This window comes from Neisseria sp. P0017.S009, assembly GCF_051957375.1.
GTDB lineage: Bacteria > Pseudomonadota > Gammaproteobacteria > Burkholderiales > Neisseriaceae > Neisseria > Neisseria perflava.
Genome location: NZ_JBQCWL010000007.1, coordinates 112,637 through 136,230, shown reverse-complemented (window position 1 = coordinate 136,230; position 23,594 = coordinate 112,637). Strand labels below are relative to the sequence as shown.

Sequence of the window (23,594 nt, the reverse complement as noted above, 5' to 3'; positions counted from 1 at the left end):
ACACATCAGTTTTATAAAACGAGAATATTATGGCTTTACTGAACATCCTCCAATACCCTGACGAGCGTTTGCACACGGTTGCCAAACCTGTTGAAAAAATCGACGAGCGCATCCAGACATTGGTTGCCGATATGTTTGAAACCATGTACGAAGCACGCGGTATCGGCTTGGCGGCCACTCAGGTCGACGTACACGAGCGCATCGTCGTGATGGATTTGACCGAAGACCGCAGCGAGCCGCGCGTGTTCATCAATCCCGTCATTGTCGAAAAAGACGGCGAGACAACTTACGAAGAAGGCTGTCTGTCCGTACCGGGCATTTACGATACTGTGACCCGTGCCGAGCGCGTCAAAGTTGAAGCCTTGAACGAAAAAGGCGAGAAATTCACGCTGGAAGCAGACGGCCTGCTGGCAATCTGCGTGCAGCACGAATTGGACCACCTGATGGGCATCGTGTTTGTCGAACACTTGTCGCAGCTGAAACAAGGCCGCATCAAAACCAAACTGAAAAAACGTCAGAAACACACCATCTGACCTGCGCATCGCTTAAAGGCCGTCTGAAAAGACAAAACAGAAGGCATACTTCGGTTTTCAATCTTTCAGACGGCCTTTTCAGCTGAAACAGTTTGCCCAACGCGCCCATTCAAACCATTTTCACAAGGACACAACATGAAAGTCATCTTTGCCGGTACGCCCGATTTTGCCGCCGCCGCCTTGAAAGCCATCGCCGCCGCAGGTTTTGAAATTCCGCTGGTGTTGACCCAGCCTGACCGCCCCAAAGGCCGCGGCATGCAGCTGACCGCATCGCCGGTCAAACAGGCTGCCTTGGAATTAGGTTTGACCGTGGCGCAGCCGGAAAAGTTGCGCAATAACGCCGAAGCCCTGCAAATGCTTAAAGATACGGGCGCGGATGTGATGGTAGTGGCCGCGTATGGTTTGATTTTGCCGCAGGATGTGTTGGATACGCCCAAACACGGCTGCCTCAATATCCACGCTTCGCTGTTACCCCGTTGGCGCGGCGCGGCACCGATTCAACGTGCGATTGAAGCCGGCGACGCCGAAACCGGTGTGTGTATCATGCAGATGGACATCGGCTTGGACACCGGCGATGTGGTCAGCGAACACCGCTACGCCATCCAGCCTACGGATACCGCCAACGAAGTGCATGACGCGCTGATGGGTTTGGGTGCGGAAGCGATTGTTGCCGACTTGCAGCGTCTGCAGGCTGAAGGCCGTCTGAATGCGGTCAAACAGCCTGAAGAAGGCGTTACCTACGCCCAGAAATTGAGCAAAGAAGAGGCGCGTATCGATTGGAATGAAAGCGCGGCTGTGATTGAGCGCAAAATCCGTGCTTTCAACCCTGTACCTGCCGCGTGGGTCGAGTATCAAGGCAAACCGATGAAAATCTGGCGTGCCGAAGTCGTGGTCAAACAGGGTAAGGCAGGCGAAGTGTTGTCCTGCACTTCAGACGGCCTGCTGGTGGCGTGCGGTGAAAATGCGCTGAACATTACCGAATTGCAGCCTTCCGGCAGCAAACGCATGAGCATACAGGCATTTGCGGCAGGCCGGACGATTGAAGTCGGAACGGTTTTGTAACAGGCTGGAAACAAACGTAGAGGAAAGAAAACAATGGCTGTTTTTGAAGTGGTCGAGGGCGATATTACCCGATTGGCAGTCGATGCGATTGTCAATGCCGCCAATTCATCGCTGTTGGGCGGTGGCGGAGTAGACGGTGCAATACACCGCGCCGCAGGCAAAGAGCTGCTGGATGAGTGCCGAACTTTGGGCGGTTGCCGCACAGGCGAAGCCAAAATAACCCAAGGCTATCGTTTGCCTGCGCGTTTTGTCATTCATACGGTCGGGCCGGTATGGTTTGGCGGAAAACAAAATGAAGAGGCCAAATTGGCACAATCCTACGCCAATTCCTTGCTGCTTGCCCAGAAACACGATCTTCACAGCATCGCCTTTCCGTGCATCAGTACCGGTGTGTACCGTTTCCCGGCCAAAGCTGCCGCGCGTATCGCTTTGGAGAGTTTGAAACAAGTCCTGCCGTAATGTCCGGCAGTGGAAAAAATCATCTTTTGCTGTTTTTCCAAAGCAGATGCCGAATATTATCGGGCATTGCTGGCAGCCGAACAGGCCGTCTGAAATCCTCCGAACACTTGAAATCAAATATAAATCAGAAAGCAAAAATATGAGTATGTCCCTCGCCCAAAAACTGGCCGCCGACAGCGTTGCCGCGGTTGCCGAAGGGCGCAATCTTCAGGATGTCTTGGCGGAAATCCGCGCGGCGCATCCGCAGCTGACGGCGCAGGAAAACGGCGCGTTGCAGGATATTGCCTACGGTTGCCAGCGTTATTTGGGCAGTTTGAAGTATATGCTTGGTCAAATGTTGAAGAAGCCGATTGACAATCCGCAGCTTGAAAGCCTGCTTTTGGCGGCGATGTACCAACTGCATTACACGCGCAATGCGCCTCATGCCGTGGTCAATGAAGCGGTGGAAAGCATTGCCAAAATCGGCCGCGGCCAGTTCCGCTCGTTTGCCAATGCGATTTTGCGCCGCTTTTTGCGTGAACGCGACAAGCTCGCAGCTTCCTGCAAAAAAGACGATGTGGCGAAACACAATTTGCCGCTGTGGTGGGTGGCTTATTTGAAAAACCATTATCCGAAACATTGGCACAATATCACCACTGCGCTGCAATCGCATCCGCCGATGACTTTGCGCGTCAACCGCCGACACGGCAATGCCGAAAGCTATTTGGAAAAACTGGCTGCGGAAGGTATTGCGGCCAGGGCTTTGGACGAATACGCCGTGATGTTGGAAGAAGCTGTGCCGGTAAGCCGCCTGCCCGGTTTTTCAGACGGCCTGGTGTCGGTGCAGGATTTTGGTGCGCAACGTGCTGCCTATTTGTTGAACCCGAAAGACGGCGAACGCATTCTCGATGCCTGTGCGGCGCCGGGCGGCAAGACAGGCCATATCTTGGAACTGGCAGATTGTCATGTTACCGCTTTGGATATAGATGAAGGCCGTCTGAACAGGGTGAAGAGCAATCTTGACCGTTTAGGCTTTCAAAAGGCCTCTTTGACTTGTGCCGATGCGCAGGACTTGGCGGCATGGTATGATGGAAAGACCTTTGACGCTGTCTTGGCCGATGTGCCGTGTACCGCTTCGGGCGTGGCGCGGCGCAATCCTGACGTCAAATGGCTGCGCCGGCCGACCGATGCCGTCAAAACCGCACGCCAACAGGAAGCATTATTAGACGCGCTGTGGCAGACCCTGACGAAAAACGGCAGGATGTTGCTGGCTACCTGCTCGGTCTTTGTTGAAGAAAACGACGGTCAGTTGCAAAAATTCCTTAACCGCCATGCCGATGCCGAGTTGATCGAATCGCATGTGCTTTTACCGAACAAACATCAAGATGGCTTTTATTACGCGCTTATTAAAAAGCAGTAAAACGCTGATTGTACCGCTCTTGCTTGCCGTGTCGCTGAACGCGGCAGGCGAGGGCATCAGTGCGACCCGTGCCGAGGCAAAGCTGACCCATGCCGGACAGCTTTCCGTCAGCAGCCGTTTCCGCACTGACTTGCCCGACCAGCTTAAAGAAGCACTCAAACAGGGCGTCCCCCTGCATTTCAATTTAAGTTGGCAGCTGTCAGCGCCGTCTATGTCGTCTTATAAATTCAAGTTCGACCAGCTGCTCAACAACGACAGCACGATTCAATACAAATTGTCCTTCCATCCGCTGACCAACCGCTATCGCGTTACCGTCGGTACGTTTTCTACCGAGTACGATACGCTTGAGACTGCCTTGCGCGCAGTGGGCGCGGTCGCGAATTGGAAGGTTTTGTCCAAGGGTGCGCTGAGTGATGTGGCCGCCAAAGACACGAAGGCTGAAATCCGCCTGCTGCTGACAACCGCCAAGCTGCCCAAACCGTTCCAAATCAATGCCCTGACGTCTAAAAACTGGCATTTGGATTCCGGTTGGAAGTCCTTGTCGGTCGTGCAGGAGTAAACCATGCGCCGCTTTCTTCTGATTGCCGCCGTATTCGCCGTTGTTTTGTTGTACGGTCTGACTGTTGCAACGGGCAGCAGCAACGTATTGTCCGATTACTTCTGGTGGATTGTCGCCTTGTGCGGTTTGCTGTTGCTGGTGTTGGCGGCGGTGTTGGTGCGCTATGTCGTGCTTTTGATGCGCGACAACAGCAAAAGCGTGTTCGGTTCGCAGATTGCACGTCGGCTGTCGGGGATGTTTACTTTGGTTGCCGTATTGCCGGGCGTGTTTTTGTTCGGTATTTCCGCCCAGTTTATTAACGGTACGATTAATTCTTGGTTTGGCAACGATACCCATGAGGCTCTAGAGCGCAGCTTAAACTTGAGCAAATCCGCGCTGAACTTGGCGGTAGACAACGCTGTCAGCAACGCCACGCCGGTGCAGATCGACTTAATCAGCGCCGCTTCGCTGGACGGCAACTTAGGGCAAGCGCTGGCAAAATCCGCGCTTACTGCCGACTTTGCCCAGCTGGCGCTTTATAACGCGACTACCCATAAAGCCGAGAAAAGCATCAATCCCTTGAAACTAAATCAACCTGAGCTTAACAAAGAAGGATGGGAGCAACTGGAGCAGACCGGCTCGGTGCGCAGCTTGGAAAACATCGGCGGCGTGCTGTATGCTCAAGGCTGGATGCTGATCGGTCCGCATAAAAATCAGGATTATGCGTTGTTTTTTCGGCAGCCGATTCCGAAAGATGTTGCCCAAGACGCGACGCTGATTGAAGCAGCCCGAGCCAAATATGCCGAACTGAGTTATACCAAAAAAGGCCTGCAAACCTTTTTCCTGTCCACGCTGTTGGTCGCGACATTATTGGCCATCTTTTTGGCGCTGGTGATGGCTTTGTATTTTGCCCGCCGTTTTGTGGCACCGGTATTGTCGCTGGCAGAGGGTGCGCGGGCGGTGGCTCAGGGTGACTTCAGCCAGACTCGGCCGGTATTTCGCAATGACGAGTTCGGCCGTTTGACCCAGTTATTCAACCACATGACCGAGCAATTAGCGATTGCCAAAGAGGCAGACGAGCGCAACCGTTTGCGCGAAGAAGCAGCACGCCATTATTTGGAATGCGTGTTGGAAAGTTTGACTACAGGCGTGATTACTTTGGATGCCAATGGCCGTCTGAAAACCTTTAACAAGGCCGCCGAACAGATTTTGGGCGTTTCGCTGGTGTCTTTGTGGGGCAGTAACTGGCATCAATGGCACGGCAAATCGCCGCAGCAAACCCTGTTGGCCGATGTGTTTGCCGCCATTAATGAAACCGCCGATAGCAACAAACCCGTCCAAGTCGAATACGCCGCGCCCGATGATGCCCGAATCTTGTTGGGCAAAGCCACCATTTTGCCGGAAGACAATGATAACGGCGTGGTGATGGTGATTGATGACATTACCGTCTTGATGCGGGCGCAAAAAGAGGCCGCATGGGGCGAAGTGGCGAAACGTTTGGCGCACGAAATCCGTAATCCGCTTACGCCTATCCAGCTTTCCGCCGAGAGATTGGCATGGAAATTGCATGATAAACTAGATGAACAAGACGCCCAAATTCTCAGCCGTTCAACCGATACCATCGTCAAACAGGTGGCCGCGCTGAAAGAAATGGTCGAAGCGTTCCGCAACTATGCGCGTGCGCCGTCGCTGAATTTAGAAAAACAAGATTTAAACGGTTTGGTGTCGGAAGTATTGGTATTATATGAGGCCGGCGCGTGCAAGTTTAATGCACGGCTCAGCGCCGACGCCCTGCCGATTGTTGCCGATACGACGGCGATGCGCCAAGTGTTGCATAACCTATTTAAGAATGCTGCAGAAGCGGCAGAGTCGGACGAAGCGCCTCAAGTAAACGTCGAAACAGGGCGCGAAGGCGGACAGGTTTTCCTGACCGTCTGCAACAACGGCAAAAGTTTCAGCAAAGAAATGCTGCACAATGCTTTTGAGCCGTACGTTACCGACAAACCGACAGGAACGGGGCTGGGTTTGCCCGTTGTGAAAAAAATTATCGAGGAGCATGGCGGCCGTATCAGCCTGAGCAATCAGAACAGTGGCGGCGCGTGCGTCAAAATAGCTTTACCGGAAATGGCAGAAACTTATGCGAAGCAGTGATATTTTGATTGTAGATGATGAAGTAGGCATCCGCGACCTGCTCTCCGAAATCCTTCAAGATGAAGGCTATACCGTCACTTTGGCCGAAAATGCCGAAGAAGCGCGCCAATTGCGTTATCAAACGCGTCCGGCCATGGTATTGCTGGACATTTGGATGCCCGATTGCGACGGCATCACTTTGTTGAAAGAGTGGGCGAAAAACGGCCAACTCAATATGCCTGTGGTTATGATGAGCGGCCATGCCAGCATTGACACTGCGGTTGAAGCCACTAAAATCGGCGCGCTCGATTTTCTGGAAAAACCGATTGCCCTGCAAAAACTCTTGTCCGCAGTAGAACGCGCCTTGAAACATGGCGAAGTTCAGACGGCCTCCGGCATGACTTTGGACAAACTGGGCAACAGTTCCGTCATTCAAGAAATGAACGGCAGTATTGAAGCGGCCGCCAAACACAACCGCCCGCTGCTGTTGGCCGGTGAGGCAGGCTCGCCGTTTGAGATTGTCGCCCGTTATCTGCACAAAAGCGGTACGCCTTGGGTGGCAACCGACCGTGTCGAACACATTGTCGATACGCCGTTGGAGCTGTTGCAAAAAGCATCGGGCGGTATTTTGTATGTCGGCGATATTGCCCGTTACAGCAAAAACATCCAAAACGGCATCGCTTTTTTGCTGGAGAAAGCCGACCGCTACAATGTCCGTGTGATCGCTTCATGCGGCTTTAAACGCGGCGAGAGCGCCGATGACGTCGTTACCGGTCGATTGGCGGAGCTGTTGAAAGAGCGCATCAATATCCCATCTTTGCGCAGCCAACCGGACGACATCGTCTTTTTAATCAACCGCATCATGACCGATTTGGCCGAAAGTCAAAAAATCCAGCCGGTAAAATTCAGCGACAGCGCGTTGGTGGTTTTGCGCCAATACGATTGGCCGGGCAATTACGACCAGCTTGCCGAAACGGTGAAAAACATCATGTTGGAATCGGACGGCAAAGAAGTGGACGATCAGGCCGTTGCCGTGGCTTTGGGTCAGAAGGAAAACGCGACGGCGACAGAAATCATCGGCGGCTTCAATTTCAATATGCCTTTGCGCGAATTGAGGGAAGAAGTCGAGCGCCGCTACTTTGAGTACCACATCGCCCAAGAAGGCCAAAATATGAGCCGTGTGGCGCAAAAGGTCGGTCTGGAGCGTACGCACCTTTACCGCAAACTCAAACAACTCGGTATCAGCGTATCGCGCCGCAGCACCGACAAATCCGAAGAATAAGCGCAATATCGGTTCAAACACAAAAGAGGCCGTCTGAAAGCCATCAGGTTCTTCAGACGGCATCGTCATTTGACGGTTTGCTTGGATAAGCAATATTTGATAAAGAATAATGATATGGCCCGGCATTGTTGTTTTGCATTTTGGGCCGACAAAAGTTTTATACCAATAAAATTTTCAGACGGCCTTTATTTACTTCAGGCCGTCTGAAAACCATTACGAAAAGGGAACAGATTGATGACGGAAAACGAGCGTTTTGCTTGGTTGCAACTGGCATTTACGCCCTATATCGGCGCAGAAAGTTTTTTGGTGCTGTTGCAGAAATTCGGTAGCGCACAAGCTGCCTTGAATGCGCCGGCAGACAAAATTGCCGCCCTGGTACGCCATAAACAGGCGGCCGAGTCATGGCGCAATGCGGACAAACGGGCTTTGGCGCAGCAGTCTGCCGAAGCCGCTTTACAATGGGAAATGCAGGACGGTTGCCATCTGTTGCTGCTGCAAGATGATGATTTCCCCGAAATGCTGACACAAGGCATTACCGCGCCGCCGGTTTTGTTTTTGCGCGGCAATGCAGGACTGCTGCACACACCTTCTGCCGCGATTGTCGGCAGCCGCCATGCCACGCCGCAGGCAATGCGGATTGCCAAAGATTTCGGCAGGGCGTTGAGTGAGAAAGGCATTCCCGTCGTATCGGGTATGGCTTCGGGTATCGATACCGCCGCCCATCAGGGCGCATTGCAGGCAGATGGCAGCACCATCGCCGTCTGGGGAACCGGTATAGACCGCATTTATCCGCCGTCCAATAAAAACCTTGCTTATGAAATCGCTGAAAAAGGATTGATTGTCAGCGAGTTCCCTTTGGACACGCGTCCGTTTGCAGGCAATTTTCCGCGCCGCAACCGTCTGATTGCCGCATTGTCGCAGCTGACATTGGTGGTAGAAGCGGCATTGGAATCCGGCTCATTGATTACTGCCAAGCTGGCGGCGGAGATGGGGCGCGAAGTGATGGCGGTGCCCGGTTCGATAGACAATCCGCATAGCAAAGGCTGCCACAAGCTGATTAAAGACGGAGCAAAATTGGTTGAATGTTTGGATGATATTCTCCATGAGTGTCCGCAGCTATTGCAAAATACGCATGTTCCATCATATTCTATAAATAAGACGGTAAAACCCAAAAACGATCAAACCAAACGTCTGCAACCCAAAACAATAGCGGATGAACCGCAAAGGCCGTCTGAAAACCCTCCTGCCGCCCCATCAACAAGCGCTTTATTGGAAGCAATGGGTTACGATCCGATACATCCCGATATTTTGGCGCAACAAACCAATACGGCGGCGGCAGACGTGTACGCACAGCTTTTGGAATACGAACTTGACGGTATCGTCGCCGCCTTGCCGGGCGGCCGTTATCAGCGTGTCAAAGCATAAATTATCTATATCTTAAGGAACCAGCATGACCGAAGTCATTGCCTATTTAATCGAACACTTCCAAGATTTCGACAACTGTCCGCCTCCGGAAGATTTGGGTCGCCTGCTGGAAGATGCAGGTTTTGACGCTACGGAAATCGGCAATACATTGATGATGATGGAAGTCTTGTTCAATACGTCCGAATTTTATGCCGAGCCGTTTAACAGCGATTCCCTGCGCGTATTCTGCCGTGAAGAAGCTGAAAATCTGCCGCAGGAAGTCATGGGATTGATGCAGTATCTGGTTGCCGAACACGCAATTACTTACGAGCAGCGCGAAATCGTCATTCACGCCCTGATGCACATTCCATCGGACGAAATCACCCTCGATACCGCCAAAGTATTGGTATTGCTGGTGTTGTGGATGCACAAGAGCGAGTTGCCCGTCCTGATTGGCGACGACTTGATGAGTGCGTTGACCGGACAAAACGTGATGCACTAAACCTTTTTTCAGACGGCCTGAACAAAATGATAAAAGGCCGTCTGAAACATAAACCCAATACATCCAAAAGAGAACAACAATGGCGAAAAACCTATTAATCGTCGAATCCCCGTCCAAAGCCAAAACCCTGAAAAAATATCTGGGCGGTGATTTTGAAATCTTGGCGTCTTACGGTCATGTCCGCGATTTGGTTCCGAAAAGCGGAGCAGTCGATCCTGACAATGGCTTTGCCATGAAATACCAACTGATCAGCCGCAACAGCAAACACGTCGATGCCATCGTTGCCGGTGCCAAAGAAGCTGAAAACATCTACCTCGCAACTGACCCGGATAGGGAAGGCGAAGCCATTTCTTGGCATCTTTTGGAAATCCTTAAATCCAAACGCGGATTGAAAAACATCAAACCGCAGCGTGTCGTGTTCCACGAAATCACCAAAAACGCCGTGCTCGATGCGGTTGCCCATCCGCGCGAAATCGAAATGGATTTGGTCGATGCGCAACAAGCCCGTCGCGCTTTGGACTATTTGGTTGGTTTCAACCTTTCGCCATTGTTGTGGAAAAAAATCCGCCGCGGTTTGAGCGCAGGCCGTGTGCAAAGCCCTGCTTTGCGCCTGATTTGCGAACGCGAAAATGAAATCCGCGCGTTTGAAGCGCAGGAATATTGGACGGTACATCTCGACAGCCACAAAGGCCGCAGCAAGTTCACCGCCAAACTCGCCCAATACAACGGCGCGAAACTCGAACAATTCGACCTGCCGAACGAAGCCGCGCAAGCCGACGTGTTGAAAGAACTCGAAGGCAAAGAGGCCGTCGTTACCGCCATTGAGAAGAAAAAGCGCAGCCGCAATCCCGCCGCGCCGTTCACCACTTCTACCATGCAGCAGGATGCCGTGCGTAAACTCGGCTTCACCACCGACCGCACCATGCGTACCGCCCAGCAGCTTTACGAAGGTATAGACGTGGGGCAGGGTGCCATCGGTCTGATTACCTATATGCGTACCGACAGCGTGAATTTGGCCGATGAAGCGTTAACCGAAATCCGCCATTACATCGAAAACAAAATCGGCAAAGAATATCTGCCGAGTGCCACCAAACAATACAAAACCAAATCCAAAAACGCCCAAGAAGCCCACGAAGCGATCCGTCCGACTTCCGTGTACCGCACGCCCGAAAGCGTCAAACCCTTCCTGAGCGCAGACCAGTTCAAACTCTATCAAATGATTTGGCAGCGTACCGTTGCCTGTCAGATGACGCCCGCCAAATTCGACCAAACCACCGTCGATATTACCGTCGGCAAGGGCGTATTCCGCGTAACCGGACAAGTGCAAACCTTCGCAGGCTTCCTCAGCGTTTACGAAGAAAGCAGCGATGATGAAGAAGGCGAAGACAGCAAAAAACTGCCCGAAATGAGCGAAGGCGACAAACTACCCGTGGACAAACTCTACGGCGAACAACACTTTACCACCCCGCCGCCGCGCTACAACGAAGCCACACTGGTTAAAGCCCTCGAAGAATACGGCATCGGCCGCCCCTCGACCTACGCCAGCATTATTTCCACGCTCAAAGACCGTGAATACGTTACCCTTGAGCAAAAACGCTTCATGCCCACCGACACAGGCGACATCGTCAACAAATTCCTGACCGAACACTTCGCCCAATACGTCGATTACCACTTCACCGCCAAACTCGAAGACCAGCTTGACGAAATTGCCAACGGCAAACGCCAATGGATTCCCGTGATGGATAAATTCTGGAAGCCGTTTATCAAGCAAGTGGAAGAAAAAGAGGGCATCGAACGCGCCAAATTTACCACGCAGGAACTTGACGAAACCTGCCCGAAATGCGGCGAACACAAACTGCAAATCAAGTTCGGCAAAATGGGTCGTTTCGTTGCGTGTGCTGGTTATCCCGAATGTAGCTATACGCGCAACGTCAACGAAACTGCCGAAGAAGCTGCTGAACGCATCGCCAAAGCGGAAGCAGAACAAGCCGAACTTGACGGACGCGAATGCCCTAAATGCGGCGGTCGCCTAGTGTACAAATACAGCCGCACTGGCAGCAAATTCATCGGCTGCGCCAACTATCCGAAATGCAAACACGTTGAACCGCTGGAAAAACCAAAAGATACCGGCGTCCAGTGCCCACAATGTAAAAAAGGCAACCTCGTCGAGCGTAAATCCCGCTACGGCAAACTGTTTTACAGCTGCAGCACCTATCCGGATTGTAACTACGCTACTTGGAATCCACCCATTGCAGAAACCTGTCCAAAATGCGCGTGGCCGGTTTTGACCATCAAAACCACCAAACGCTGGGGTGTGGAAAAAGTCTGCCCGCAAAAAGAATGCGGCTGGAAAGAGCAGATCGAACCGCCTGCACCGAAGGAATAATTGGTTAATGAATAGTAAAGGCCGTCTGAAAATCATCTTCAGACGGCCTTTTTGCAGTTATATAAATTCATTTAATTAACTCCAATAGGGAGTTATAGGGAAACAATTACCATAATGAATTTATATTATAAAGTTAAATTACTTACAAACATTTGATTCAACCCAGTCCATCATTGAGGTTGGTACAATAGGATAACTGTAATTTGGATAATTTTCCTGATTGAATACCGTGCCATTTCTACGGTAACGAATTTTTGTTTGTTGTGAATAGTTACCCATGCAATTTAAAAAATATTGATCCATTGTATATGCAGGTGTATAGATACAACTTTTCCCTTGTTGGACAAGCTCACCTGCATTTGGACCATAATAGGGTAGAGGTTTACATTTCATTTGATCGGCAACAGACGGGTGTTCGCTTACTTTTACCCAAACCATTCGAGAATGACCTTGCTTTTGAGTTTTGATAATTGACCATGTTGCTCCACTATTATCTACAGTGCTAACCTCAGCCATGGTATGTGGTGAGGTCAACAATAAAATTGCAGAAATAGTAGTAAGAAATAATTTATGATTACGGTACATTTAAACACTCCCTTTATAAAATATCTAAGTTAATAATCTAAACAACTAAATTAGTTACACATCCTATTAAATTGACTCCCTATCGAATCTGTGCCTAATGTATAAAATATGCTTCCGATACGTTGAGTCTTCATATTCCAGATATTTACATTTCATACTTGGGCAGTAGTATGGGTCGAACTCTCTATCTTCATAGTTTCTTGAGGCCAGGTAATCGAGTTTGAGTGTTATACTCATCCATATAAGTAGCACCTGCGAGTATTAATAATTATTTTTATTTCAAATGGTGTAGCTATAAAATATAATAATATGCTAAAGAATATACTGGAACAAGAAGTAACGCATATAACGAGACTAATTTTTTCTTGGACCTCATTAGTTTGTTATTTATTATGACAAAAGGAAGTGTGCTTGTCAAACCACACATACAAAGTTTAGAACCTAATCAATTATCTACGCAAAAAGTTCAATCATAGAAACCAATAAAAAAGGAGTCTTACATAAATATTCGCAGAAATATATAGCGGAAAAATTGGTGAAGTCACTAAGATTGATGCAGTTGAACTTACTGCGATTGGAACAGTTAGCAGCAATTTTTCAAATGGATATGTAAGGTTTGGTGAGTCAGAACAAGGTAGTTTGGTGTTGCAGATTAGTACGCACGATAATACGATGATTTTCTAGTAATTCAAGTATGAAGCTAGAGTTGATGTAACAGAAATTAAAACATTACTGTGAAATGTTGGTACAGAAAACCAAAGAAATGAAATTGTTAATATTATAGACCGTCTGAAAAATGATTTTTAGACGGCCTTTTTGTATTGAAAGGATAGAGGGAAATACGGCTTGATGGCAGTTTCACTATATAATTAAGGCCGTCTGAAAACTCGGCATCTTTTAAGAATTATGGCAAACAACAAACATTCCAAACATAGCAATCAAGTACGCATCATCGGCGGACAATGCAGGGGACGAAAGTTAACATTTTTATCTGCAGATGGTCTGCGCCCGACGCCTGACAGCGTGCGTGAAAAACTGTTTAACTGGCTGGGTCAGGATTTAACCGGTAAAACAGTATTAGATTTATTCAGCGGTAGCGGTGCTTTGGGAATGGAGGCCGCTTCTCGTAATGCAACAAAAGTGGTAATGGTCGATAACCACCGCCAAACTGTTCAAACGCTTCAGAAAAATATTCGTGAATTAGGTTTGAAACAAGTAGAAATCGTGTGTTCAGACGGCATAGCTTATCTGGCAAGGCCGTCTGAAAAATTTGATGTTGTGTTCCTTGATCCGCCGTTTGCATGGGAAGATTGGCAAAATCTGTTTATCCGATTGCAAAGCCACTTGAAAAATGGGGCAATGGTCTATATTGAAGCAGGGAAGCTGCCTGAAAAACCGGATTGGCTGGAAGTTTATCGGGAAGGGAAGGCGGGAATGAGTAGGTTTGAATTGTTGCTCTATTTGCAAGTTGCTGAATAGTATGGAATTTGAGAATCATTCCCAAGGTGTAAAACATTCTTTCAAACGGATTGTTCCGACGTCATTTGTGCTATAATCCGCGCCCAATCGGTTTTGATAATTTAAGAAAAAAGGAAATAGAAATGTCGCTCTTTATTACAGATGAGTGCATTAACTGCGATGTGTGCGAACCGGAATGCCCTAATGATGCCATTTCGCAAGGTGAAGAAATTTACGAAATCAATCCAAATTTGTGTACGCAATGCGTAGGTCATTACGATGAGCCGCAGTGCCAACAGGTATGTCCTGTCGACTGTATCTTGATCGATGAAGAACATCCTGAAACGCACGAAGAACTGATGGCCAAGTACGAAAAAATCATTCAGTTTAAGTAAATAATGTTTAAAAGCAAAAACTTGGATATTTTTAAAGAAATAAATGAAAAAAAATCTTGACGGAAATCTGAGTTGCCAATAAACTAGCGTTCTCTTTTGGAGGGATTCCCGAGCGGTCAAAGGGGGCAGACTGTAAATCTGTTGCGTGAGCTTCGAAGGTTCGAATCCTTCTCCCTCCACCAAAAATTCTTACTTGGAGCAAATAGTGAGTATGCGGGTGTAGCTCAATGGTAGAGCAGAAGCCTTCCAAGCTTACGGTGAGGGTTCGATTCCCTTCACCCGCTCCAAACAATTCGCCCATGTAGCTCAGGGGTAGAGCACTCCCTTGGTAAGGGAGAGGTCGGCAGTTCAAATCTGCCCATGGGCACCATCTCATTATTACCCTTTCTTTCAAAAGCTTAGATTATAGGATATTGCCATGGCTAAGGAAAAATTTGAACGTAGCAAACCGCACGTAAACGTTGGCACCATCGGTCACGTTGACCATGGTAAAACCACTCTGACTGCTGCTTTGACTACTATTTTGGCTAAAAAATTCGGTGGCGCTGCAAAAGCTTACGACCAAATCGACAACGCTCCTGAAGAAAAAGCTCGTGGTATTACCATTAATACCTCACACGTAGAATACGAAACTGAAACCCGTCACTACGCACACGTAGACTGCCCGGGCCACGCCGACTACGTTAAAAACATGATTACCGGTGCTGCCCAAATGGACGGCGCGATCTTGGTATGTTCCGCAGCTGACGGTCCTATGCCACAAACTCGCGAACACATCCTGTTGGCTCGCCAAGTAGGTGTACCTTATATCATCGTATTCATGAACAAATGTGACATGGTTGACGATGCCGAGTTGTTGGAACTGGTTGAAATGGAAATCCGTGACTTGTTGTCAAGCTACGACTTCCCAGGCGACGATTGCCCAATCGTACAAGGTTCTGCACTGAAAGCCTTGGAAGGTGATGCAGCTTACGAAGAAAAAATCTTCGAACTGGCTGCCGCTTTGGACAGCTACATCCCAACACCTGAGCGTGCCGTGGACAAACCTTTCTTGTTGCCTATCGAAGACGTATTCTCTATCTCCGGTCGTGGTACAGTAGTAACCGGTCGTGTAGAGCGCGGTATCATCCACGTTGGTGACGAGATCGAAATCGTAGGTCTGAAAGAAACTCAAAAAACCACTTGTACCGGTGTTGAAATGTTCCGCAAACTGCTGGACGAAGGTCAAGCAGGTGACAACGTAGGTGTGTTGCTGCGTGGTACTAAACGTGAAGACGTAGAGCGTGGTCAAGTATTGGCTAAACCAGGTACTATCACTCCTCACACCAAATTCAAAGCAGAAGTATACGTACTGAGCAAAGAAGAGGGTGGTCGTCACACTCCATTCTTCGCTAACTACCGTCCACAATTCTACTTCCGTACTACTGACGTAACTGGTGCAGTTACTTTGGAAGAAGGCGTAGAAATGGTAATGCCGGGTGAGAACGTAACCATTACTGTAGAACTGATTGCGCCTATCGCTATGGAAGAAGGTCTGCGCTTTGCGATTCGCGAAGGTGGTCGTACCGTAGGTGCGGGTGTGGTTTCTTCTGTAATCGCTTAAGTTTAGAGGCCAATAGCTCAATTGGTAGAGTATCGGTCTCCAAAACCGAGGGTTGGGGGTTCGAGACCCTCTTGGCCTGCCAAATAAAAAATTAACCGGCCTTGTGCTGGTTAATTTTTTTTGTACTTAAGTTTTAAGATTATTTGGAATTAATTAATGGATCAATGCCACTATCTAAAATGAAGGCGGGTGGGGTATTGATAAGTGAGTAAAGATGACAGAACATCCGTCTGGACGCAAAGAAGACCATCAGAAAAAGGAAGTTGTGGTAAGTAATAAGCCGGCTCCTGAAAAGAAAGAAGGTCTGTTTGCATATTTTAAGAGCTCTTGGACTGAATTCATGAAGGTAGTTTGGCCGAGTCGTGATGAAGCGGTCAAAATGACTGTATTCGTGATTATCTTCGTTGCAGTTTTAGCAGCCTTCATTTATGCGGCAGATACAATTATTTCATGGTTGTTTTTTGATGTTTTATTAAATAGGAAAGGGTAAAGATGTCAAAGCGTTGGTATGTGGTACAGGCCTATTCCGGTTTCGAGAAAAATGTTCAAAAAACATTGAAAGAGCGTATTGCTCGTGAAAACATGGAAGAATATTTCGGTCAGATTCTCGTTCCTGTGGAGGAAGTGGTAGATATCAAGAATGGCCGAAAAACCATCAGTGAGCGTAAATTCTATCCGGGCTATGTATTGGTTGAAATGGAAATGACCGATGATTCATGGCACTTGGTTAAGAGTACCCCTCGAGTAAATGGTTTTGTGGGTGGTAGCGGAAATCGCCCGATCCCAATTTCTCAAAAAGATGCAGATGCTATTTTGCAACAAGCCAAAACAGGTGTTGAGAAGCCAAAACCAAAAGTTGAATTCGAGGTTGGTCAGCAGGTTCGTGTGAATGAAGGCCCATTTGCTGATTTCAATGGAATTGTTGATGAAGTTAACTACGAGCGTAATAGACTGCGTGTTTCGGTTCAGATTTTTGGTCGTGAAACACCGGTTGAATTAGAGTTCGGTCAGGTTGAAAAGATTTAAGTGGTTTAATTCGCTTGAAAATTTTTTTTTAAGCGGATATAATCGCAAATTCTGTTTGGGAAGCGGAATGGTTCCGCGTTATACCCGTTTTTAGGAGTCCTTAAGTGGCAAAGAAAATTATCGGCTACATCAAACTGCAAATTCCTGCAGGTAAAGCCAATCCATCTCCCCCAGTTGGTCCTGCTTTGGGTCAGCGTGGTTTGAATATCATGGAATTCTGTAAAGCATTTAATGCTGCAACCCAAGGTATGGAACCTGGTTTGCCAATTCCAGTCGTTATTACTGCATTTGCAGATAAATCATTCACTTTTGTGATGAAAACCCCTCCAGCTTCTATCTTGTTGAAAAAAGCTGCTGGTCTGCAAAAAGGTAGTTCTAATCCTCTGACTAATAAAGTGGGTAAATTGACCCGCGCTCAGTTGGAAGAAATTGCTAAAACTAAAGAGCCTGATTTGACTGCTGCTGACTTGGATGCGGCTGTTCGCACTATTGCCGGCTCTGCTCGCTCAATGGGCTTGGACGTGGAGGGTGTTGTATAATGGCTAAAGTATCTAAACGCTTGAAAGCTCTGCGCTCTTCTGTTGAAGCTAACAAACTGTACGCAATCGACGAAGCAATTGCTTTGGTTAAAAAAGCTGCTACTGCTAAATTTGACGAGTCTGTTGACGTATCTTTCAACCTGGGTGTTGATCCTCGTAAATCTGACCAAGTTATTCGTGGTTCAGTCGTTCTGCCTAAAGGTACCGGTAAAACAACTCGCGTAGCTGTGTTTACTCAAGGTGCAAATGCAGATGCTGCTAAAGAAGCTGGCGCAGATATTGTCGGCTTTGAAGATCTGGCTGCTGAAATTAAAGCTGGTAACTTGAACTTTGACGTTGTTATTGCTTCTCCTGATGCAATGCGTATCGTTGGTCAATTGGGTACCATCTTGGGTCCTCGTGGTCTGATGCCAAACCCTAAAGTAGGTACTGTTACTCCTAACGTTGCTGAAGCAGTTAAAAATGCAAAAGCAGGTCAAGTACAATACCGTACAGATAAAGCAGGTATCGTTCATGCAACTATCGGTCGTGCTTCTTTCGCTGAAGCTGACTTGAAAGAAAACTTCAATGCGTTGCTGGATGCTATCGTTAAAGCCAAACCTGCTGCTGCTAAAGGCCAGTACCTGAAAAAAGTTGCTGTATCCAGCACTATGGGTTTGGGTGTTCGCGTTGATACTGCAAGCGTGAACAACTAAGAAATTTTCAGGTGATCCAGTTTTCTGGATTGCCTGAATTTGGGCTACTTAAAATTAAGTAGATGTCCAAGACCGTAGGGATCGTAAGATTTAATCGTAACTGCCCTACGCAGACGGTAGTCCTGAAACACATTGCAAGATTGCTTGTAAGATGTCTTTTTAGGTTACCGCGCTGGTGGGATATCATTTCGGTATCCTGTTTATAAACAGTGGGAGGTAGACCTTGAGTCTCAATATTGAAACCAAGAAAGTGGCCGTAGAGGAAATTAGCGCAGCAATTGCTAACGCTCAAACTCTCGTAGTCGCTGAATATCGCGGTATCAGTGTTTCCAGCATGACTGAGCTTCGTGCGAATGCACGTAAAGAAGGCGTGTACTTGCGTGTTCTGAAAAATACTCTGGCTCGTCGCGCAGTAGAGGGTACTTCATTCGCAGGTTTGGCCGATCAAATGGTTGGTCCATTGGTTTACGCTGCTTCTGAAGATGCTGTTGCTGCTGCTAAAGTGCTGCACCAATTCGCGAAAAAAGATGACAAAATTATCGTTAAAGCCGGTTCTTACAATGGCGAAGTGATGAACCCTGCTCAGGTTGCTGAGTTGGCTTCTATTCCAAGCCGCGAAGAACTGTTGTCCAAACTGTTGTTCGTTATGCAAGCTCCTGTATCAGGCTTTGCACGTGGTTTGGCTGCTTTGGCAGAGAAAAAAGCTGGCGAAGAAGCCGCTTAATCGATTTTGTTTCATTTAATCAATTATTTTTTAATACAATATTTGGAGTAAAATAGCATGGCTATTACTAAAGAAGACATTTTGGAAGCCGTTGGTTCTTTGACCGTAATGGAATTGAACGACCTGGTTAAAGCTTTTGAAGAGAAATTTGGCGTTTCTGCTGCTGCCGTTGCAGTTGCAGGTCCTGCAGGTGCTGGTGCAGCTGCTGCTGAAGAAAAAACTGAATTTGACGTAGTATTGGCTTCTGCTGGTGATCAAAAAGTTGGCGTGATTAAAGTTGTCCGCGCTATCACTGGCTTGGGTCTGAAAGAAGCTAAAGACATCGTTGACGGTGCACCTAAAACTCTGAAAGAGGGTGTTTCTAAAGCTGAAGCTGAAGACATCCAAAAACAACTGGAAGAAGCCGGCGCTAAAGTCGAAATCAAATAATTTAATGCTTCCTGTGAAGGCTGGCAGTTTTCTGCCAGCCTTATTTTGCTTCTTCAAATAAGCATCAGGCATTGTTTACATTTATTTGCATAGTCTTGATAAAACCATTGCAAATAAATGTAAATATCAGGTTGATGCATGCCGTTGTTTTAGACGGCCTATTATTTAAAATTGCTTTTCGGAGTGTATATGAGCTATTCGTTTACCGAGAAAAAACGTATCCGTAAGAGTTTTGCAAAGCGAGAGAATGTCTTGGATGTTCCTTTCCTGCTGGCAACCCAAATTGATTCTTATGCGAAATTTTTACAGTTGGAAAACGCTTTTGACCAACGTACTGATGATGGTCTGCAAGCAGCATTCAATTCTATTTTCCCGATTGTGAGCCATAATGGTTATGCACGATTGGAGTTTGTGCATTACACATTGGGCGAACCTTTGTTCGATATTCCTGAATGTCAATTGCGCGGTATTACTTATGCGGCTCCATTGCGTGCACGTATCCGTTTGGTGATTTTGGATAAAGAAGCGTCTAAACCGACCGTAAAAGAAGTTCGTGAAAACGAAGTATATATGGGCGAAATTCCGTTGATGACGCCAAGTGGCTCTTTTGTCATCAATGGTACAGAGCGTGTAATTGTTTCCCAGTTGCACCGTTCTCCTGGTGTGTTCTTTGAGCATGACCGTGGTAAAACACATTCTTCCGGTAAGTTGTTGTTCTCTGCTCGTATTATTCCTTACCGTGGTTCATGGTTGGATTTCGAATTTGATCCAAAAGATTTGCTGTATTTCCGTATCGACCGTCGCCGTAAAATGCCGGTTACGATTTTGTTGAAAGCTTTGGGCTATAACAATGAACAAATCTTGGATATTTTCTACGACAAAGAAACTTTCTATTTGTCTTCAAACGGTGTTCAAACTGATCTGGTTGCAGGCCGTCTGAAAGGTGAAACTGCCAAAGTTGACATCTTGGATAAAGAAGGCAATGTACTGGTTGCCAAAGGTAAACGCATTACTGCGAAAAATATCCGTGATATTACCAATGCAGGCTTGACTCGTTTGAATGTAGAGCCAGAAAGCTTGATAGGCAAAGCATTGGCTGCTGACCTGATTGATCCGGAAACCGGTGAAGTATTGGCTTCTGCTAACGATGAAATTACAGAAGAACTGTTGGCTAAACTTGATATCCATGGTGTAAAAGAAATTACGACCCTTTATATCAACGAATTGGATCAAGGCGGTTACATCTCCAGCACTCTGCGTACAGACGAAACTGCTGATCAGCAAGCTGCACGCGTAGCGATTTACCGCATGATGCGTCCTGGCGAACCGCCTACCGAAGAAGCTGTTGAGCAGCTCTTCAACCGCTTGTTCTTCAGTGAAGACAGCTATGATTTGTCTCGCGTAGGCCGTATGAAATTCAATACGCGCACATACGAGCAAAAACTGTCTGAAGCACAACAAAACTCTTGGTATGGCCGTTTGCTGAACGAAACTTTGGCCGGTGCTGCCGAAAAAGGTGGTTACGTTCTGAGCGTTGAAGACATTGTTGCTTCCATTGCTACATTAGTTGAACTGCGTAACGGTCATGGTGAAGTAGACGATATTGACCACTTGGGTAATCGTCGTGTTCGTTCTGTGGGTGAGTTGACTGAAAACCAATTCCGCAGCGGTTTGGCTCGTGTAGAACGTGCAGTTAAAGAGCGTTTGAACCAAGCAGAATCTGAGAACTTGATGCCGCATGACTTGATCAATGCGAAACCTGTTTCTGCCGCGATTAAAGAATTCTTCGGTTCCAGCCAATTGAGCCAATTTATGGATCAGACCAACCCATTGTCTGAAGTAACCCATAAACGCCGTGTATCTGCATTGGGCCCGGGCGGTTTGACTCGCGAACGTGCAGGCTTTGAGGTGCGAGACGTACATCCGACCCACTATGGCCGTGTATGTCCTATTGAAACACCTGAGGGTCCAAACATTGGTTTGATCAACTCATTATCCGTTTATGCGCGTACCAATGATTATGGTTTCTTGGAAACTCCTTACCGCCGTGTTGTCGATGGCAAAGTAACTGAAGAAATCGACTACTTGTCTGCTATCGAAGAAGGCCGTTATGTGATTGCACAGGCGAATGCCGATTTGGACAAAGACGGTAATTTGATTGGCGACTTGGTCACTTGTCGTGAAAAAGGCGAAACCATTATGGCGACGCCTGACCGCGTTCAATATATGGACGTGGCAACCGGTCAAGTGGTATCCGTTGCAGCATCTCTGATTCCATTCTTGGAACATGATGACGCGAACCGTGCATTGATGGGTGCCAACATGCAACGTCAGGCTGTACCGTGTCTGCGCCCTGAAAAACCGATGGTTGGTACCGGTATTGAGCGCTCTGTTGCCGTTGACTCTGCAACTGCAATCGTTGCCCGCCGCGGCGGTGTGGTTGAGTATGTAGATGCCAACCGTGTTGTAGTTCGTGTTCATGATGATGAAGCGACTGCCGGTGAAGTGGGTGTCGATATTTACAACTTGGTTAAATTCACCCGTTCTAACCAATCTACCAACATCAACCAACGTCCGGCCGTAAAAGCAGGCGATGTGTTGCAACGTGGTGACTTGGTGGCCGACGGTGCATCTACCGACTTGGGCGAGTTGGCTTTGGGTCAAAACATGACCATCGCCTTCATGCCATGGAACGGTTACAACTACGAAGACTCGATTCTGATTTCAGAAAAAGTGGCTGCAGACGATCGTTATACTTCGATTCACATTGAAGAGCTGAACGTTGTCGCACGTGACACTAAACTGGGTGCGGAAGACATTACCCGCGATATTCCGAACTTGTCTGAGCGTATGCAAAACCGTTTGGATGAATCCGGTATCGTATATATTGGTGCAGAAGTAGAAGCTGGTGACGTCTTGGTAGGTAAAGTAACACCTAAAGGCGAAACCCAACTGACTCCTGAAGAAAAACTGCTGCGTGCCATCTTCGGTGAAAAAGCGTCTGACGTAAAAGATACTTCATTGCGTATGCCTACCGGCATGAGCGGTACCGTTATCGATGTTCAAGTCTTTACTCGTGAAGGTATTCAACGCGACAAACGTGCTCAATCCATTATTGATTCTGAGCTGAAACGTTACCGTCAAGACTTGAGCGACCAGTTGCGTATTTTTGATAACGACGCATTTGACCGTATCGAGCGTATGATTGTTGGTCAAAAAGCCAATGGTGGTCCGATGAAGCTGGCTAAAGGCAGTGAAATCACTACCGAATATTTGGCGAGCCTGTCCAGCAAACATGATTGGTTTGACATCCGTTTGGCTGACGAAGATTTGGCCAAACAGTTGGAACTGATTAAATTGAGCCTGCAACAAAAACGCGAAGAAGCGGATGAGTTGTATGAGATCAAGAAGAAAAAACTGACCCAAGGCGACGAGCTGCAACCGGGCGTACAAAAAATGGTGAAAGTATTTATCGCCATCAAACGCCGTCTGCAAGCCGGTGACAAAATGGCGGGTCGCCACGGTAACAAAGGTGTGGTATCACGCATTCTGCCGGTGGAAGACATGCCTTACATGGCTGACGGCCGTCCGGTAGACATTGTACTGAACCCATTGGGCGTACCTTCCCGTATGAACATTGGTCAGATTTTGGAAGTTCACTTGGGTTGGGCGGCAAAAGGTATCGGTGAACGCATCGATCGTATGCTGAAAGAGCAACGCAAAGCCAGCGAGCTGCGTGAATTCTTGAACAAACTCTACAACGGTAGCGGTAAGAAAGAAGATTTAGACAGCCTGACAGATGAAGAAATCATCGAATTGGCTTCTAACCTGCGCAAAGGTGCGTCTTTCGCCTCTCCTGTATTCGACGGTGCGAAAGAGTCTGAAATCCGCGAAATGTTGAACTTGGCTTACCCAAGTGAAGATCCTGAGGTTGAGAAACTGGGCTTCAACGACAGTAAAACTCAAATCACGCTGTATGACGGCCGTTCCGGCGAAGCATTTGACCGCAAGGTTACAGTCGGTGTGATGCACTATCTGAAACTGCACCACTTGGTTGACGAAAAAATGCACGCCCGTTCTACCGGTCCATACAGTTTGGTTACCCAGCAGCCTTTGGGCGGTAAAGCTCAGTTCGGTGGCCAACGTTTCGGCGAGATGGAGGTTTGGGCATTGGAAGCATACGGCGCGGCATACACGCTGCAAGAGATGCTGACTGTGAAGTCTGACGACGTGAACGGCCGTACCAAAATGTACGAAAATATCGTCAAAGGTGAACACAAAATCGATGCCGGTATGCCTGAATCCTTCAACGTATTGGTTAAAGAGATTCGCTCACTGGGCTTGGATATCGATTTGGAACGCTACTAAACAGAAGTTTTCAGACGGCCTTTTAAGGTCGTCTGAAAAAGCGGTTTCAGAATAAGAATGAAGCAATCGGCATTTAG

General features: G+C 47.9%; 19 protein-coding genes, 4 tRNA genes and 3 pseudogenes. 25 read left to right on the top strand and 1 reads right to left on the bottom strand.

Annotation, left to right across the window (positions count from 1 at the left end):
- Window positions 1-29 precede the first annotated feature (29 nt).
- The 11 genes and pseudogenes from def (at window position 30) to topA (ending at window position 11,695) form a co-directional block, all read left to right on the top strand.
- Entirely contained in the window at window positions 30-533 is a 504-nt protein-coding gene (gene def, locus ACTHTG_RS09530; RefSeq protein WP_003678675.1) for a peptide deformylase, read from the top strand.
- 135 nt (window positions 534-668) lie between these two features.
- Complete coding sequence (gene fmt, locus ACTHTG_RS09525) at window positions 669-1,595, top strand: methionyl-tRNA formyltransferase (protein ID WP_070503666.1); 927 nt, start codon at window positions 669-671, stop codon at window positions 1,593-1,595.
- A 33-nt stretch (window positions 1,596-1,628) separates the two neighbouring features.
- Window positions 1,629-2,147, top strand: a pseudogene (locus ACTHTG_RS09520) (O-acetyl-ADP-ribose deacetylase).
- A gap of 46 nt (window positions 2,148-2,193) precedes the next feature.
- The gene (rsmB, locus tag ACTHTG_RS09515) at window positions 2,194-3,453 is read left to right on the top strand and encodes a 16S rRNA (cytosine(967)-C(5))-methyltransferase RsmB (protein ID WP_070503669.1); all 1,260 of its coding nucleotides are present in this window, start codon (window positions 2,194-2,196) and stop codon (window positions 3,451-3,453) included.
- On the top strand, window positions 3,419-4,012 hold the full coding sequence (locus ACTHTG_RS09510; RefSeq protein ID WP_004520180.1) for a DUF4390 domain-containing protein: 594 nt from the start codon (window positions 3,419-3,421) through the stop codon (window positions 4,010-4,012). The genes rsmB and ACTHTG_RS09510 overlap by 35 nt, the downstream gene beginning before the upstream one ends.
- Before the next feature lie 3 nt (window positions 4,013-4,015).
- Window positions 4,016-6,142, top strand: a complete 2,127-nt coding sequence (locus ACTHTG_RS09505) for a sensor histidine kinase (RefSeq protein ID WP_004520181.1) — start codon at window positions 4,016-4,018, stop codon at window positions 6,140-6,142.
- Window positions 6,129-7,403 (top strand): sigma-54-dependent transcriptional regulator, encoded by a 1,275-nt coding sequence (locus ACTHTG_RS09500; protein ID WP_308538242.1) that lies wholly within the window; start codon window positions 6,129-6,131, stop codon window positions 7,401-7,403. The genes ACTHTG_RS09505 and ACTHTG_RS09500 overlap by 14 nt, the downstream gene beginning before the upstream one ends.
- A 234-nt stretch (window positions 7,404-7,637) precedes the next feature.
- A pseudogene (dprA, locus tag ACTHTG_RS09495) lies at window positions 7,638-8,568 on the top strand (DNA-processing protein DprA); the annotation flags it as partial.
- Between the two features lie 104 nt (window positions 8,569-8,672).
- Window positions 8,673-8,828 (top strand): annotated as a pseudogene (locus tag ACTHTG_RS09490) (DNA-processing protein DprA); the annotation flags it as partial.
- 25 nt (window positions 8,829-8,853) lie between these two features.
- Window positions 8,854-9,309 carry a DUF494 family protein gene (locus ACTHTG_RS09485; protein ID WP_003749244.1) on the top strand — a complete coding sequence of 152 codons (456 nt, stop codon included), beginning with the start codon at window positions 8,854-8,856 and terminating at the stop codon, window positions 9,307-9,309.
- A gap of 79 nt (window positions 9,310-9,388) precedes the next feature.
- Entirely contained in the window at window positions 9,389-11,695 is a 2,307-nt protein-coding gene (topA, locus tag ACTHTG_RS09480; RefSeq protein ID WP_308538240.1) for a type I DNA topoisomerase, read from the top strand.
- A 138-nt stretch (window positions 11,696-11,833) separates the two neighbouring features.
- On the opposite strand, the gene ACTHTG_RS09475 is transcribed toward topA, so the two are convergent.
- Entirely contained in the window at window positions 11,834-12,280 is a 447-nt protein-coding gene (locus tag ACTHTG_RS09475; RefSeq protein WP_263339031.1) for a hypothetical protein, read from the bottom strand.
- Window positions 12,281-13,186: 906 nt separating this feature from the next.
- Here ACTHTG_RS09475 and rsmD point away from each other — a divergent pair.
- The 14 genes from rsmD (at window position 13,187) to rpoB (ending at window position 23,517) form a co-directional block, all read left to right on the top strand.
- Window positions 13,187-13,759: a 16S rRNA (guanine(966)-N(2))-methyltransferase RsmD gene (rsmD, locus tag ACTHTG_RS09470; protein ID WP_308538239.1), complete on the top strand. Its 573-nt coding sequence runs from the start codon at window positions 13,187-13,189 to the stop codon at window positions 13,757-13,759.
- Between the two features lie 122 nt (window positions 13,760-13,881).
- Window positions 13,882-14,133 carry a YfhL family 4Fe-4S dicluster ferredoxin gene (locus ACTHTG_RS09465; RefSeq protein ID WP_003679513.1) on the top strand — a complete coding sequence of 84 codons (252 nt, stop codon included), beginning with the start codon at window positions 13,882-13,884 and terminating at the stop codon, window positions 14,131-14,133.
- Between the two features lie 98 nt (window positions 14,134-14,231).
- A tRNA-Tyr gene (locus ACTHTG_RS09460) sits at window positions 14,232-14,315 on the top strand.
- Window positions 14,316-14,346: 31 nt separating this feature from the next.
- Window positions 14,347-14,420 (top strand) — tRNA-Gly (locus ACTHTG_RS09455).
- An 8-nt stretch (window positions 14,421-14,428) separates the two neighbouring features.
- Window positions 14,429-14,503 (top strand) — tRNA-Thr (locus ACTHTG_RS09450).
- Between the two features lie 48 nt (window positions 14,504-14,551).
- Complete coding sequence (gene tuf / locus ACTHTG_RS09445) at window positions 14,552-15,736, top strand: elongation factor Tu (protein ID WP_002215366.1); 1,185 nt, start codon at window positions 14,552-14,554, stop codon at window positions 15,734-15,736.
- A 6-nt stretch (window positions 15,737-15,742) separates the two neighbouring features.
- Window positions 15,743-15,818 (top strand) — tRNA-Trp (locus ACTHTG_RS09440).
- 132 nt (window positions 15,819-15,950) lie between these two features.
- Window positions 15,951-16,226: a preprotein translocase subunit SecE gene (gene secE / locus ACTHTG_RS09435; RefSeq protein WP_440360645.1), complete on the top strand. Its 276-nt coding sequence runs from the start codon at window positions 15,951-15,953 to the stop codon at window positions 16,224-16,226.
- A gap of 2 nt (window positions 16,227-16,228) precedes the next feature.
- Window positions 16,229-16,762: a transcription termination/antitermination protein NusG gene (gene nusG, locus ACTHTG_RS09430; protein WP_003680697.1), complete on the top strand. Its 534-nt coding sequence runs from the start codon at window positions 16,229-16,231 to the stop codon at window positions 16,760-16,762.
- A 104-nt stretch (window positions 16,763-16,866) separates the two neighbouring features.
- Entirely contained in the window at window positions 16,867-17,301 is a 435-nt protein-coding gene (gene rplK / locus ACTHTG_RS09425) for a 50S ribosomal protein L11 (RefSeq protein ID WP_002220151.1), read from the top strand.
- A complete protein-coding gene (rplA, locus tag ACTHTG_RS09420) occupies window positions 17,301-17,996 on the top strand; it encodes a 50S ribosomal protein L1 (protein WP_003677918.1) in 696 nt (231 codons plus the stop codon). The genes rplK and rplA overlap by 1 nt, the downstream gene beginning before the upstream one ends.
- Before the next feature lie 223 nt (window positions 17,997-18,219).
- Window positions 18,220-18,720, top strand: coding sequence for a 50S ribosomal protein L10 (rplJ, locus tag ACTHTG_RS09415; RefSeq protein WP_003680699.1), 501 nt, complete (start codon window positions 18,220-18,222; stop codon window positions 18,718-18,720).
- Window positions 18,721-18,777: 57 nt separating this feature from the next.
- Window positions 18,778-19,149 carry a 50S ribosomal protein L7/L12 gene (gene rplL / locus ACTHTG_RS09410; RefSeq protein ID WP_003677916.1) on the top strand — a complete coding sequence of 124 codons (372 nt, stop codon included), beginning with the start codon at window positions 18,778-18,780 and terminating at the stop codon, window positions 19,147-19,149.
- Window positions 19,150-19,338: 189 nt separating this feature from the next.
- Window positions 19,339-23,517: a DNA-directed RNA polymerase subunit beta gene (gene rpoB / locus ACTHTG_RS09405; RefSeq protein WP_004521091.1), complete on the top strand. Its 4,179-nt coding sequence runs from the start codon at window positions 19,339-19,341 to the stop codon at window positions 23,515-23,517.
- Window positions 23,518-23,594 lie beyond the last annotated feature (77 nt).

What these genes read in the sequence shown, in the direction of transcription:
- def (WP_003678675.1), top strand. Translation starts at nt 30, where the DNA reads ATGGCTTTACTGAACATCCTCCAATACCCTGACGAGCGTTTGCACACG.
- fmt (WP_070503666.1), top strand. Translation starts at nt 669, where the DNA reads ATGAAAGTCATCTTTGCCGGTACGCCCGATTTTGCCGCCGCCGCCTTG.
- rsmB (WP_070503669.1), top strand. Translation starts at nt 2,194, where the DNA reads ATGAGTATGTCCCTCGCCCAAAAACTGGCCGCCGACAGCGTTGCCGCG.
- ACTHTG_RS09510 (WP_004520180.1), top strand. Translation starts at nt 3,419, where the DNA reads ATGGCTTTTATTACGCGCTTATTAAAAAGCAGTAAAACGCTGATTGTA.
- ACTHTG_RS09505 (WP_004520181.1), top strand. Translation starts at nt 4,016, where the DNA reads ATGCGCCGCTTTCTTCTGATTGCCGCCGTATTCGCCGTTGTTTTGTTG.
- ACTHTG_RS09500 (WP_308538242.1), top strand. Translation starts at nt 6,129, where the DNA reads ATGCGAAGCAGTGATATTTTGATTGTAGATGATGAAGTAGGCATCCGC.
- ACTHTG_RS09485 (WP_003749244.1), top strand. Translation starts at nt 8,854, where the DNA reads ATGACCGAAGTCATTGCCTATTTAATCGAACACTTCCAAGATTTCGAC.
- topA (WP_308538240.1), top strand. Translation starts at nt 9,389, where the DNA reads ATGGCGAAAAACCTATTAATCGTCGAATCCCCGTCCAAAGCCAAAACC.
- ACTHTG_RS09475 (WP_263339031.1), bottom strand. Translation starts at nt 12,280, where the DNA reads ATGTACCGTAATCATAAATTATTTCTTACTACTATTTCTGCAATTTTA.
- rsmD (WP_308538239.1), top strand. Translation starts at nt 13,187, where the DNA reads ATGGCAAACAACAAACATTCCAAACATAGCAATCAAGTACGCATCATC.
- ACTHTG_RS09465 (WP_003679513.1), top strand. Translation starts at nt 13,882, where the DNA reads ATGTCGCTCTTTATTACAGATGAGTGCATTAACTGCGATGTGTGCGAA.
- tuf (WP_002215366.1), top strand. Translation starts at nt 14,552, where the DNA reads ATGGCTAAGGAAAAATTTGAACGTAGCAAACCGCACGTAAACGTTGGC.
- secE (WP_440360645.1), top strand. Translation starts at nt 15,951, where the DNA reads ATGACAGAACATCCGTCTGGACGCAAAGAAGACCATCAGAAAAAGGAA.
- nusG (WP_003680697.1), top strand. Translation starts at nt 16,229, where the DNA reads ATGTCAAAGCGTTGGTATGTGGTACAGGCCTATTCCGGTTTCGAGAAA.
- rplA (WP_003677918.1), top strand. Translation starts at nt 17,301, where the DNA reads ATGGCTAAAGTATCTAAACGCTTGAAAGCTCTGCGCTCTTCTGTTGAA.
- rplL (WP_003677916.1), top strand. Translation starts at nt 18,778, where the DNA reads ATGGCTATTACTAAAGAAGACATTTTGGAAGCCGTTGGTTCTTTGACC.
- rpoB (WP_004521091.1), top strand. Translation starts at nt 19,339, where the DNA reads ATGAGCTATTCGTTTACCGAGAAAAAACGTATCCGTAAGAGTTTTGCA.